9 protein-coding genes are annotated in these 13,325 nt (G+C 63.9%); 1 reads left to right on the top strand and 8 read right to left on the bottom strand.

Translation table 11 applies throughout. The features are described from left to right. Window positions 1-8 precede the first annotated feature (8 nt). Window positions 9-1,709: an NADH-quinone oxidoreductase subunit 5 family protein gene (locus ACWHYV_RS06390; RefSeq protein ID WP_447979826.1), complete on the bottom strand. Its 1,701-nt coding sequence runs from the start codon at window positions 1,707-1,709 to the stop codon at window positions 9-11. Between the two features lie 631 nt (window positions 1,710-2,340). Further along, a complete protein-coding gene (locus ACWHYV_RS06385; RefSeq protein ID WP_447979825.1) occupies window positions 2,341-2,703 on the bottom strand; it encodes an MEDS domain-containing protein in 363 nt (120 codons plus the stop codon). Between the two features lie 24 nt (window positions 2,704-2,727). Here ACWHYV_RS06385 and ACWHYV_RS06380 point away from each other — a divergent pair, with 24 nt between their 5' ends. After that, window positions 2,728-2,874 carry a hypothetical protein gene (locus ACWHYV_RS06380; protein WP_447979824.1) on the top strand — a complete coding sequence of 49 codons (147 nt, stop codon included), beginning with the start codon at window positions 2,728-2,730 and terminating at the stop codon, window positions 2,872-2,874. Between the two features lie 370 nt (window positions 2,875-3,244). On the opposite strand, the gene ACWHYV_RS06375 is transcribed toward ACWHYV_RS06380, so the two are convergent. The 6 genes from ACWHYV_RS06375 to ACWHYV_RS06350 form a co-directional block, all read right to left on the bottom strand. Next, window positions 3,245-5,170 (bottom strand): histidine kinase, encoded by a 1,926-nt coding sequence (locus tag ACWHYV_RS06375; protein ID WP_447979823.1) that lies wholly within the window; start codon window positions 5,168-5,170, stop codon window positions 3,245-3,247. 243 nt (window positions 5,171-5,413) lie between these two features. Next, window positions 5,414-7,123 (bottom strand): ATP-binding protein, encoded by a 1,710-nt coding sequence (locus tag ACWHYV_RS06370; protein ID WP_447979822.1) that lies wholly within the window; start codon window positions 7,121-7,123, stop codon window positions 5,414-5,416. A 118-nt stretch (window positions 7,124-7,241) separates the two neighbouring features. Then, window positions 7,242-9,095, bottom strand: a complete 1,854-nt coding sequence (locus ACWHYV_RS06365; protein ID WP_447979821.1) for a PAS domain S-box protein — start codon at window positions 9,093-9,095, stop codon at window positions 7,242-7,244. 431 nt (window positions 9,096-9,526) lie between these two features. Next, a complete protein-coding gene (locus ACWHYV_RS06360) occupies window positions 9,527-9,940 on the bottom strand; it encodes a PilZ domain-containing protein (protein ID WP_447979820.1) in 414 nt (137 codons plus the stop codon). A 579-nt stretch (window positions 9,941-10,519) separates the two neighbouring features. Then, window positions 10,520-10,936 (bottom strand): response regulator, encoded by a 417-nt coding sequence (locus ACWHYV_RS06355; RefSeq protein WP_447979819.1) that lies wholly within the window; start codon window positions 10,934-10,936, stop codon window positions 10,520-10,522. Window positions 10,937-11,118: 182 nt separating this feature from the next. After that, entirely contained in the window at window positions 11,119-13,242 is a 2,124-nt protein-coding gene (locus ACWHYV_RS06350) for a putative bifunctional diguanylate cyclase/phosphodiesterase (protein ID WP_447979818.1), read from the bottom strand. Window positions 13,243-13,325: the final 83 nt, after the last annotated feature.

Below are 13,325 nucleotides of genomic sequence, written 5' to 3'. Positions count from 1 at the left end.
GGTCCTCCTTACGGCAGCCATTCCGGCACCGTGGCATCGATGCGTCGGGCGGCCCGGCCGAGCCGGCGCCCGACCTTGGCGTAGGCGAAATCGAGATAGAGCCCGTTCCAAAACCACAGATAGAGGCGCGGCATAATGCCGGCGGCCCAGGTCGGTACCAGGCTATGTTCGCCCCGAACGTTGGTGTAGACCAATGCCCATCCGCCGATGACGAGGAGCGTCACCGCCGCGACGAAGGTGTCGAAGAGCCACAACGGGAAGGCCGCCGCCTGGAAGTACCGTGACGCTTCGCCCGGCGCCGGATACAGGAAGTACGTGAAGGCTTCCGCCGCCCAGAGATACGTCCCCATGACGACGAAGATCACGCCCACCATCAGCACCGCGACCTTCCAGCTCCCGACGGCGCGCAACCGATAGAGCGTCAACATCGCTTGCGCGGAGGTGACCCACGCGAAGAAGAGAAACACCACGGCGCCTTGCGCATCGCGGAGCGGCACGTGGACCACGCCGTGGGCCGCGAGCAAGATGATCAGCGGCACGAGGAGCGTCAACACGACGCCCGTCACCCACGGCAGCTGCGGGGTGTGTTCGGCCTCCTCGTGCACATAGCCGGGCGGAAAGTGCGGGTCCTGCCTCGCCTCGTGAATGGTATTGCTGGACGACAAGAACAGCGTCGCCTTGAAGACGCCGTGCGCGATGAGATGGAAGATTGCCAGCGCGAAGGCCCCCAACCCGCACTCCATGATCATGTAGCCCATCTGCCCCATGGTCGAGTACCCGAGCATCCGCTTGACGTCCGTTTGGGTCAGCATGATCGTGGCGCCCACCAACACCGTGAGGCCGCCCACCACCATCGCGACGTGCAGCGTGAACGGCGCCGTACCGTACAGGGGGGCGAGGCGGTTGATGAGAAACCCACCCGCGTTGATGATGCCGGCGTGCATCAAGGCGGAGACCGGCGTCGGCGTATCCATCGTCGTAGGCAGCCAGACGTGCAGCGGGAATTGGGCGGACTTGGCCATTGCGCCGACGAACAGCAGCAGCGTGATCGCCGTATTGACCGACACCTCCGGCCCCCCCGTCCACAGGGCGAGCGGGGCCGCGCCGTCGTTCACGCGGGCGAATAGCTCCTGGAACTCGAACGTGCCATAGGCGCGGTAGGTCAGCAGCACGCCGGCGAGAAACGCGACATCACCGAGGCGCAGGATCACCCAACTCTTGAACGCCGCCTGGACTGCCGGCCCGTGCGCATAGTGGTACGCCAGCAACAGATAGAGCAGCCAACTCACGAGCTGCCAGCACAGAAAGAACAACAGGAGATTCGCACTCGTGACGAGGGCCAACAGGACGGTGGTCGTACATCCGAGCAGCGCGTAGAACCGCGCGTAGCCCCGTTCCCCGGACATGTAGCGGATGGCATAGACGTGCACCACGGCACTGACGCCGCTGATCAACAGGAGCATCACGGCGCTGAGGCGGTCGATGTAGAAGGCGACCGGCCAGCCGAAGCCCGCGCCGGCCCCGAGCGGCACAGTCACGGCCCCCTGCGACACCACCAGCACGAGAATCGCTACCGCCCCCACACACGCGGTCGCCACGGCGGCGACCGCCAGGCGCGCGCTGCCTTCTCCAAATCGCCGGCCGGCCGTGGCGATGACTCCCGCCGCGACCAGCGGCACGATCAGCGGCATCAAGACCATCCACGCCATCGGTCACCTCTCACAGACTCTAGTTCGGATCGCTGGGATTCTGCGTCGATGGCAGGGTTCAGCAAGAGGCACGCCACGTACCGTGGGCCGAAGAACCTGCGAGAAACAGACGGGAATTCCGAGACGAGCATCGTGGATGCGATATGGGCGTGTGCGGGCGCACGAGATCGTGCAAAGGCCGTGCAGGGGCGCACGTGGCGGTTCGGTCTATTTGGTCAGCTGGTCAGCTCGGGCGGTAGCAGGCTATGGGCAATAGGCGATAGACAATGGGGAAGACAGGACACGACAAACGAGAGAAACCAGAGAAACCAACCACGATCCAATCGTCTCGCAGACACACCAGGGAAAGGAGACGAACCGCTTCAATCCTAAAAGTAGCCAGCGCTCTCTTGTTGAGGACGTGAGAATCGGGGATGGTATGGAGAGAGACCCGTGGAAAGCCGCAGGCTACGTCGTCTCTTGGAGGACGCGGGTTTGAGCCTGTCGTCGGGCCGTGCCGATTTTGGCGTCCAGATCGATACTGTACCGTTTGATGACCTGCTCGCGTTGGCGCAAGCGATTCCCGATGGCTTCTTTCGCACGCTTGGAGAGCGCATACCTATAGGCAGTTCGGCGTCGGTCAGCCGCTCGGCTAACTCTCGCCCGGGATCACGCGGTGGTGTTTCGTGCAAATGTCCGCGAACGACTGGCCGTGCACCTCGCCGCGAAACCCGCTGATCGGGTACGCACAATAGAGCGAGAAACAATATCGCTCGGCGAGCTCGTTCCACAGCTCTTCGAGACGAACCGCCCCTCGCCCGTTTCCCTCCGCCCACAGCAGCGCCACCATCTCCCCGAACGCGCGCACGCGGCGGCCGCCCCCGAGCCTGGCCAGCATGCCACCCACCACGTCGGCGAAACGCTGCGGATCGGGACGGCCCTGGGTCATGAATTGTGCGAGCGTATCGGCCGCGTCACAGGAGACGTATCGAGCCCCTGCGCGCGCAGCCGCCACGTCCAGGCCCTTGGACTGCAACCGATGATCACGATCAAGCGCAAGCCGGCGACTGCTGATGCCATTTGGGCCGTGTCGGCGCTCGAGCCGAATGTGCCGGAATTCGACGCTCGTGACGAATTTTGTTCCTCGAAGGAAGCCTGCCCCTTCGAAGGCATTGACGCCAGGTAGGCGTCGGGTGGCATCACCCTTGTTACCAGCTCACTGGACCCTTCCTGGCTTGCCGCAAGAGAGGAGCGATGCCACGCATTCGCTACATTGTCTGGATCAACAACGAGCGGAAAGTCTGTCGGAGCCTGGCTGCCGCCCTCAGGCATGCCCGACGCGGCCGTCTCCAGGGGAAGGACACGGTGATTTGCAGCCCGGACCTCATGCAGACCGTCTACGCCGTTCGTTCGCAGCCGGCGCGGCCACGCGTCCGGTCCCGTCCTTTGGCAAGGCTCCTCCATTTTCCTTCGCGATAGCCCATCAGACCCCGTTCCGTGCACAACAGGCGGCCGGGAGCCTCTCAGGAACAGCGTGCAACGAGAGAGATTTTCGATCACGAGTTGCCGATCGTTTCGAGCCGGCGCCCGGATGGGCCATTCGCCCGGCACGCGACCACGTCGAGCGGAGCGGTGATCAACAGGGTGGTCCCCTTGCCGACGACGGACACCACTTTCAACCGTCCGCCGATGGCTTCAACCTGCTCCCGCATGTTGAAGAGTCCAAACTGGCCGTGACGGCTGGGCGGGGGCACGGCGAGTGGAACGAACCCGACTCCCCTGTCCCGAATCACCATTCTCACCTCGTGCCGATGGCGCCGGAGCGACACCCGAGCGCGCTTGGTTCGGGCATGCGTGATGACGTTGAACAAGGCTTCATGGAGCGCTTGATAGAGCGTGACCAGCACGTCCTCCTCGACGACTTTCGACTTCCCGTCGTCGTCGACCATGACGTGGAGCCCATGCCGGCGGGCTTTGTCCGCCACCCATTGCGCGGCCACGAGCACGTCGTCGCTGTCCCCGAGGACGAATGGACGCAGGTCGTACATGAGCTCCCGCGTGCTCGTCAGCGCCTCGTTCACGTGGGCGATCACGTCGGTCAGCACTTCCGGCTGAGGCTTGCGGGTCGCCCCGGTCAACAAGACCTCCAGCTTCATTTTGCAGAAGGCCAGGGTTTGAGCCAGATTGTCGTGGAGATCGGTGGCGAGACGCTTTCGGACGTGCTGTTCGGTTCGCCGCAGCTCGGCTGACAGGAGTCGCAGGTGCTGCTGCTGCATGATCAACGCCGCCGTCCGGTCCCTCACCCGCTCCTCCAACCCGACGTTCGCGTCATGGAGGCGCCGCTCGGCCTGACGGCGCTCCACCACTTCCGCTTCCAGTCGGGCATTGGCCTCGGCGAGCGCCGCCGTCCGTTGCAGGATATGCTGCTCCAGATCGGAACACACCTGCTGGAGGGCTTCTTCGGCCGCCTGCGCCCGCCGCTTTTCCCTCTCCGCTTCGGTCCATTTCTGATGCAGCCGGTATTGCATCCAGAGCAGAACGGCGACCAATGGCAACACCAACACGACGGCGACCAGGCCGACTCGTCCAACCAGACGGCCGATGGGAGCAAGCAGATCGCCTTTATCCATGCGGACCAATACGGACCATTGCATGCCCTCGAAGCCATATTGCCCTTGGGTCCGCGCGAATCCGGTAATCACCGAGTACTGTCCCCGGAGGTGGCGCTCTTCCACATAGCCGGGCGGGCCCGCAAGCGCGAGCCGGGCCGAGGGCAGGTTCAACCGCACCAGGTTCACCAATCCCTTGTGATAGAGATCGGAATCAACGAACGCTTCTCCACGCCTGTTCAGGATTTGATATTCCAACTTGGACAGAAACGAATGACGGTCCTGAAAGCTGCGGATGGTGCGCGTGACCACCTCCTCGACCGCTTGGATCGACACGCAGGCCATCGCGACGCCGCGGAACCTGCCCTCTGCGTCATACACCCCCGCAGAAAAAGCGACCGCGTCCATGCCGCCGTCCAGCTCCCCGAACGGCTCGACGTCCGTGACGACGACGCGATGGTGGCTCCGGCTCTCCAAGAACCACCGGCTGTGCCCCCAGTTCCGCCCGACACTGCTCGGAAGCGTCGCCGCGACGACCCGTCCTCGCTCATCCGTCAAGCCGATCCAGAGATAGACCGGATAGGTCCCCTTCAACCACCCCAGATACTTCGTCCGTGAGGCGGGATCGAGCCCCTCCGTGCCCATCACCTTGGCCATCAGCTCGATATCCCCGTAGCGCTCGAACAGGACGCGATCCAGTCGCTGCGCGACTTCCGCGGCCGCCAGCGTCAACGCCTCGCCGGCCGTGTCGACCAGGATTTGCTCGACGTAGTACAGACCGGTGACGCCGATGCCCAGCACGACGAGGAGGATCGTGACGACGATCAGAAACAGTGAGGAATGCGGACGCTTACCTAGGTGGAGCTCACTCATTGGGCTGACTCACGGATCAACGGCTCGCTCATCTGCTCATCCTCATCGACGGATCGACGGGCTCCGGCTCACCGGGATGGGGGTCTCGTGTGTGAGCCGGCTTTCGGGATGCACGGGGAAAGGAAGCACCGGCCGCACGTCGGCGTCGCTCACGCAAGCGGCTTTGAGTACCCCACAATCGCCCGGAGAGATAGGCTACTTTGTTTGATTCTTCTGTAGAACAGCCGAGGACATGCATTCTCCTCAGTCTTCCCTGTCCTCCTGCATCATCGGCGGCCGACTTGGAGTCGGAATGAGCGCGACCACCTCGGTGCCGCCCCGAGTGGAATGAATCTGTAGACGGCCGCCGAGCCGCTCCACCCGTGCGCGCATGCTGGCCAGGCCTTTTCCGGCCCGTTCAGCGCGTTCGACATCGAAACCCCGCCCGTCATCCTTGACCCGGAGGCAGACCCCCTCTGCCGTCCGGTGGATCGAGACCGTGCCGTGGGCCCCGCCGCTGTGCCGCACGCTGTTGCTCATGGCCTCCTTGACGATGTAGAACAGCTCCGTGGCTTCCCGCGCGGTCAGGGTGCGCGCCGCGGCCGGCGCCAGCTCGAGGCGAAACGCCATGGCCTCCGCGGCCCGCATGGTGCGCAGCAATCTCGCCAATTCCTCCCGTAGTTGACTGGCCACGATCATCCGGGTCCCGCCGTCGATATAGCCGCGGACATCCTGGATCATCGTATTCAGATCGGTCAACGCTTGCCCCAGCTTCTTCGCCACCGCCGCCGGATCCTCCTTGATGAGATACTGACACTCCTCGAGGCTCATCCCCAGCGCATACATCGACTGGATGATGTTGTCGTGAAGGTCATGAGAGAGTGTCTCACGCTCGTCCAATGCCGCCCGGAGCTCACGCTCGCGCTCGCGGAGCGCATTCTCCGCCCGCCTCCGTTCCGTCACATCCTGCGCGAGCCATACCATTCCCAGGGTCTGTCCGGATCGGGATTGGACAGGGGCGACGGACACGTCCAACACCAACGGTCTCTCATCGGCCGTCGTCCATGGCGTTTCGTACCGGACCACCGGGGCTCCAGGCCCCCGATCGGGTTCCTCCTGCCAGAGCAAACCGGGAGCGACGCGACGCAACGAGGTCCCGACCAGTTCCTCTTGTGAGTGCCGAAGGAGGCGACATGCGGCGTCATTGGCGACGTGCACGACCCCCTCGTGGTCCAACACGAGGAGGGGATGCGGCATGGCTCGCACGATCGAGCCCGCGGCGAACGCCGGGGTAATGTCCACGAAGTGGTACTGCCAGATGGCGCGCTCGAGAAAGACCAGCCACGTCACGACCGCCGCATAGCCGAAGGGATACAGCGGCCACCCGTATTTGGCCAGGAAGTCGCCGCCGGCGAGATAGGCACCAAGCAGGGCCAACATCAGCCACCGGATCCGCTTCTTTTGAAACGACGATCCGGCCGTCTGGTAGGCGTTCCAGTAGTGAACCAGACTGGCCAGCATCAAGGCGAAGAAGAAGACGATGAATGGAGCGCCTAACGGGCCATAACGGGGGTAATATCCCCACCAGTACCGATAGACGCCTTGGATCAGGAGGTCCGAGCTCACGCTCGCCAGCACGAAGAGCGCCGAGAGGGTCCAACTGAACGCGATGCGAGTGCGATAGCGGTCCGCCGCGCGGAGGGTGACGGCGGTGAAGTGATAGAGCGCGGCCGGGATGAAGGGCACCCCGAGGTAGGCCGCTTTGGCCCACCACAAGGCGGTGCGAGCGTCCGTCGCCAAGTACATCCCGGAGAAGGCCAGGAACCAGATGCTCATCGTGAGCGTGAGCAGAAAAAACAGGACGCTCACGAGCGAAGCGCGCTCCCGCACCAGAACGAGCCACCCCAGCACCAGCAGGACGCCGGCGGACAGCAGCGTCGGAAGCGCGTGCCAATTCAGAGCGTAGTCTCTCACGGTCCAGAACGCTCCTCTTCTTCCTCATCACGGCCGACGACGGGCCGCGTCTCGAGAGACGATGCCACGCCGGCCGTGGTCGATCTCCGGTGACACACGAGTTCCGCGGGGTGAAAGGTTACCTGTCCTCTTTCAGCGCCAGCCGCCGGGTGGGAGTTGGAATCGCGACCACCACTTCCGTGCCGCCGCCTTGGGTGGAATGGATGTGCAGACGGCCGCCGAGCCGCTCCACCCGTGCGCGCATGCTGGCCAGGCCCGTGCCGGCGCGTTCGGCGCGTTCGATATCGAAGCCCCGCCCGTCGTCCTTGACCTGGAGGCACAACCCTCCTGCTGTCCGCTGGATGGAAACCGTGCCGTGGGCCCCGCCGCTGTGCCGCACGCTGTTGCTCGTCGCCTCCTTGACGATGTAGAACAGCTCCGTGGCTTCTCGCGCCGTCAGGGTGCGCGCCGCGGTCGGCTCCAGCTCGAGGCGAAACTCCATGACCTTGCTTGCCCGCATGGTCCGGAGCAGCCTCGCCAATTCCGCCCGGAGCCGGCTGGGCACGACCATCCGGGTCCCGCCGTCGATATAGCCGCGGACATCCCGGATCATCGTGTTCAGATCGGTCAACGCTTGCCCGAGCTTCCTCCCCACCACCGCCGGATCCTCCTTGATGAGATACTGGCACTCCTCGAGGCTCATGCCCAGGGCGTACATGGACTGGATGATGTTGTCGTGAAGGTCATGGGAGAGTGCTTCACGCTCGTCGAGCGCCGCCCGCAGCTCGCGCTCACGTTCGCGGAGCGCATCCTCCGCCCGCCTCCGGTCGGTCACGTCGGTCACGACACCGATCCACTTGCACGGCGCTCCGCTCGGGTCCCGGAGCACCATGCCTCGGTCCGTCCAATAGAGGATCGATCCATCCGGATGCGTGATGCGGTAGTCAGCGGAGAACAAGCCGTTGGGCTGTTTCAGATGGCGCTCGACGGCCGCCATGACCCTCTCGTGGTCGTCCGGGTGCAGAAGATGCTCCCATGCTTCCAGCGTCCTCGGAAACAGTCCCGGGGCGTACCCTAATCGGGCATCGATCGGCCCGAACCACTCCACGGTATTGCTCTTCAGATTCCATTCATACACGAAGTCGCTGGCGGATTCGGCCGCGATTCGGAATCGTTCCTTGATCTCCTCCAAGGCCGCCTCGGCCTGCTTTCTTGCGGTGATGTCGACGATGACGGCCAGGCAGAAGACGGAATGATCGTCATGGCAGAGCCGTACCGCCGTGGTATGTCCCCACACGACGACGCCGTCCTTCCGGAGGTAGCGCTTTTCCAGGTCGATGACGTCGCACCGCCCCGCCATGAGCTCGTCGAAGCGCGCCTGGGTCACGGCCTGATCTTCGGGATGGGTCACATCCGCCACGCTGAGCATGCGCAACTCCTCGGCACTGAAACGGAGAAAGTGGCAGAACGTGGGGTTGGCATCGATGAAGCCTCCACGATGTGTCGCGCAAACAAGCCCGGCGCCGGCATGCTCGAAGATCGCCCGGAAGCGCGCCTCGCTCGCACGCAGGGCGGCCTCGACCCGTTCGCGTTCCTCGATCTGAACACGGAGACGCTGGTTCGCCTCATTGAGCTCGGCCGGGCTCGGGAGGGCCAACGCCTTGGGCACCAATGGGACCAGCAGGATCGCGGTGGCCAGGGACGTCCCGGCGGTGACCGCTTTGATCACTCCCTCGGTCCAGTAGCTGGGATGCCACAAGGTCCAGATCTCCATGAGATGCGTCGTGCCGCAGGCAAAGATGAAGACACTGAAGAGCAAGAACATCCACCGAAAGGCGAGATCGGTGCGCTTGTACATGAAGTAACTGAGCAGGATCGGAATCGAGTAATAGGCTACCGTGATGATGGAATCGGAGACGATATGCAGCCACAGGAGGGCGGGCTCCCAGAGCAGGCATTGTCCGTGCGGCAGAAATGCGGATGAACTATTCATGGGGGCACTTGGCATCTGGACCTCCCGGGCACAGTCCCCAGCGTGATGAAGGTCACGCGCCGACTGCGCTCCTCAGGTCGGTTGAAGGACTGCTCGTCTCGGCCATGGCCGTCCCGCTTGGATTCCGAACGAACGACGGGGCAAGCCCCTACGAGACTTACGTTTCTTCATAAGAAGTATATCCGGGTCAGGAATCAAGACGGGCTAAACGGACTGGGCCATTTGACCAGGATGATGGCCGAATGGTCTGCGCTCAGACCGCAAAGGAGGCAGCTCTGCCGGCGCCCCCGGATCGCTGCGCGAGCAGCGGTCATCCGGGGGTCGGAAGGATCGCACTACAGTCGGCGTTCGGGGACCACGGAGCGGTGGGGGCAGGGAGGTTGGGGAGCACGGACTTTGTTCAGGTCCAGCCCCGTCCGAGGAGGATCCTCTCAAGGCGCGGCAGCCGCCAACTCCCCTGGTCGCGGCGCTGGCCTCTCCATTAAATGGTCTTCGCCGTCCTCCGCGGCGGCCCGGCCCTGCTCGTTGCGCCAGGCGATGAAACTGCGCAACCGAATCTGCTCCAGGCTCTCCAGCACGAGAAATTCGACGCCGAAGCCGTGTTGCGTCGTCCATCGAACCTTCGCCAGATCCACTTCCAGCCGGCGTTCGTGCCCCGGGAGCATGATGCTCATCCGCAGATACCGCCCTTTATCGACGGGCATCGCGCTCTCGATCGCACATCCTCCACTCGAAAGATTCACCAATCGGCCGCTGTCCTGCTTCCCGATTTCCCCGGTCGGCTCTTCTTCGAGGAACGACAGCGGACACTCGACGTGAATGCGACGTCGTTGCCGCAGATTCATGACACCTCCTCACCCCATGAAGTCGTTACACGGTTCCAAGGTCCGCCCCTCCGTCTATCCCTGGCTTCCGCTCTCGATGAGGGTTCTGCTCAAGCAGAGGCGGACGGCTGAACCCGCCCTCTCAGGTCGCTGCGCGCGGTTGCCTCGGTGTCTCCGCCTTGAGAGCCCGCAATCGGTTCCAGCCGCCCGCCGAATCCGGCCCAGGAGCTCCCCCATGTTCATCGCCCTCACGGCAAGGACCGCCCCCGAGGACAACCACGCCAACGAAATCATCAGCTTGAGAGGTGGCTTGGCGAGGCCCGCAAGCGGCGGCGTCTTGAGATCCAACAGCAGAAAGGCTGCCCCGTTGTGGGCAGCCGAGGCGATCGGCACGTCGGGACCGATACCGACAGCCCGCATGCCCGCGGAGCGCAGAGCCTGCCGGACCAGAAGCCGCGCCAAAGGATCCTTCTCGACAACCACGACCCTGTCTTTTGATTGAGCCACAGTTCTCTACCTCCTTGGCAGGAGTGGTGCTTTCTCGTGTGCCTAATTCCGCTTTCGGTGAAGATGGCCGCTCAACGAGCATTCGGCCTAACCTCACGCGCGGGTGGCGATCTCCTCCTTCAGGACGGCTGAGACCGTTGTCAACAACTCTTCCATGCTGTAGGGCTTCTTGAGCCACGGCACCTGTCCTCCGTAAGCCGCGCGAGCAACGGGGAGGCTCTCGAGCATCGCGCTCATGGCGATGATTTTGATGTCGGGGTTCAAGGCGCGGAGCGCACGGATCGTCTCGGCACCATTCATCCGGGGCATCATCATGTCCGTGAGAACCAGGTCGACGCGCCCCCCATGCTGCGCATAGCGAATGACGGCGTCCACCCCGTCGCTCGCGGTGATGACGCGGAACCCGTGGGATTCCAGATTTTCTCTGGTCATATCCCGGATGACTTCGTGGTCATCGACTACCATCACTGTTCCGCCGCCCCTTGAATTCTCCCGCATGGCCGTCTCCATGGTCACCCTCCTTGTCTGGTGAACTGCAGCCCGCCCTTCCTCCCGATGACAACGCCCAAGGCTTTGCACGCCGCAGCACGGTGCGCCCCATGGTCTCACCGACCCTCCTCGTGACGGGCAGCTCCCTCGTGATCCATCCCCCCGGTCGCCCGTTCGCCGGTCCCGCGCAACGCGCTCTCTCCTTATTGCCATGAGGCGAGCGGCAACGCCGAACACGGTGCCCGGCGCGCGTCCGCACTCAGCCACTCGGTCAACGCCTCCGCGGCAAGCGGCGGACTGAACAGATAGCCCTGCACGCCGTCGCACCCGTGTGCCCGCAAGAAGCTGAGCTGCTCGCGCGTCTCCACGCCTTCGGCAATGACTTTCAGGCGCAGGTTGTGGGCGAGCATGATCAACGCCTTGACGATCGCCGCGTCCTCGGCGCTCCGGCCGAGTCCCCGCACGAAGGACTGGTCGATTTTCAGCACCTTGACCGGCACGTGGCGAAGCGACGTCAGGGAGCTGTACCCGGTGCCGAAATCGTCCATGGCCAACTGAATCCCGATCGAGCTCAGCGCCTCCAATTGGGACAGGCTCATGTCGGCGCTCGGCATCGTCATGCGCTCGGTGATCTCCAAATCCAAGAACTCGGGCTCCACGCCGCTGTCCTGCATGACTCCTTGGAGGTCGCTGATGAAGTCGGGTTGCCAAAACGGCCGATCGGAGAGGTTCACGGCCAGCCGCAACTGAGCGAATCCCAGGCGGTGCCACGCCTTGGTTTGGAGGCACGCGGTCTTCAACACCCACAAGGTGATCGGCGCCATCAGTCCCGTCTCCTCCGCCACTTGAATGAAGTCGTTCGGAGCCATGAGGCGGCAGCCCGGAGGACCCCACCGGAGCAGGGCTTCCGTCCCGATGACCTCTTCGGTCTGAACATCGATGACGGGTTGGTAATAGACCTGGAACTCCTCACGCTCCAGGGCATGCCGTAAGCGCCGCTCGAGCGACAGTCGCTCCGCCGCCTTGGCCTTCAAGGCATCCGTGCAGAGCACCGAGGCGTTGCCACCCTCCTCCTTGGCCTGATACATGGCGCGATCGGCGTTCTTGAGCAGGGCCTCGCCCTCCATGCCGTCATCGGGGTACACACTGATCCCAAGGCTCGCCGTCACCGGACAGACCTGCCCGTCGACCGAGAACGGCAGCCTGAATGCATCCAGGATCTTCTTGGCGATCATCGTCGCATCATGCCGATGAGTCAGGTCGAGCAGCAGGATGCTGAACTCGTCGCCCCCCAAACGGGCGACCGTATCTCCCGACCGCACGGAGGCCTTCAGGCGCGCGGCGACTTGTTGCAAGAGGAGATCGCCTTTGGCATGACCGAGCGTGTCGTTCACCGTCTTGAAGCCGTCGAGATCGAGCAGCAGCACCGCGAACGGCGCGCGCTTGCGACGGGCTTGGGAAACGGCCAGCCCAACGTGATCGGAAAAGAGACGGCGGTTGGCGAGTCCGGTCAACGGATCGTGATAGGCCAACTCCAGGATCGTGGCTTCCCTCCGTTTCTGCTCGGTGACGTCCTTGAGGATCGACGCGAGACCGGCGGGCCGCCCGTCGGGGGCCTTGACGAGAAAGAGCGTGACGACGATCGGGATGCGGCGACCGTCTTTGTGGAGGTACTCTTTTTCGTATTCGGCCGGCTCACCGGTCTCCACCACCCGCCGTCGGATGGCCTCGTCGGCGCTGCGGTATTCGGCCGGGGTGAGCTGGTCATGGGTCTTGGTCAGCAGCTCATCACGGGAGTAGCCGAGCAACGCCGCCGTCGCCCTGTTGACGTCCTGTAACCGCCCGTCGAGGCCGGCATACGTGATCGCATCCTTCGACGATTCATAGATGCCTCGGAAGCGGTCCTCGGCTGCGTGCCAGGCGGCCTCGGCGCGTTGCCGATCGGCGCGCTCTCTGGCTTCGCGCAAAGCGCGCACGATCACCGGCAGGCACCGCCCCGGGCGGTGCTTGAGCACGTAATCGGTGGCCCCGCTCGTGAGCGCCTCGATCGCGGCCTCCTCGCCGATCGTGCCCGAAAAAAAGACGAATGGGACGTCGGGCGCCCGTTGCTGGACCAACGCCAGCGCCGACCGTCCGTCATACGAGGGAAGGCTGAAGTCGGAAAGGATGAGATCGAACCGTCGCTGCTCCACGGCGACCGCAAAGTCTTCCCTCGTCTCGACTCTGGTGATCTCGCAGTCGAGGCCCTCCGCGGTCAGCTGAGCGGCGACGAGCTCGCTGTCCCGCGGATTATCTTCGAGATGAAGGATGCGCACCGGCTCACCCATGACGAACCTCCCACCTGATCGTCTTCCTCGGGTACCACCCTCGTGTCTCCACGACGACTCAGTCGCGCCGCGGCCGTGAGGTG

Source organism: Candidatus Nitrospira bockiana, from assembly GCF_965152565.1.
This window is presented reverse-complemented; position numbering and strand designations above follow the sequence as displayed.

Coding starts and splice junctions, on each gene's coding strand:
- ACWHYV_RS06390 (WP_447979826.1), bottom strand. CDS start 1,709: ATGGCGTGGATGGTCTTGATGCCGCTGATCGTGCCGCTGGTCGCGGCG.
- ACWHYV_RS06380 (WP_447979824.1), top strand. CDS start 2,728: ATGATCACGATCAAGCGCAAGCCGGCGACTGCTGATGCCATTTGGGCC.
- ACWHYV_RS06375 (WP_447979823.1), bottom strand. CDS start 5,170: ATGAGTGAGCTCCACCTAGGTAAGCGTCCGCATTCCTCACTGTTTCTG.
- ACWHYV_RS06365 (WP_447979821.1), bottom strand. CDS start 9,095: ATGAATAGTTCATCCGCATTTCTGCCGCACGGACAATGCCTGCTCTGG.
- ACWHYV_RS06360 (WP_447979820.1), bottom strand. CDS start 9,940: ATGAATCTGCGGCAACGACGTCGCATTCACGTCGAGTGTCCGCTGTCG.
- ACWHYV_RS06355 (WP_447979819.1), bottom strand. CDS start 10,936: ATGGAGACGGCCATGCGGGAGAATTCAAGGGGCGGCGGAACAGTGATG.
- ACWHYV_RS06350 (WP_447979818.1), bottom strand. CDS start 13,242: ATGGGTGAGCCGGTGCGCATCCTTCATCTCGAAGATAATCCGCGGGAC.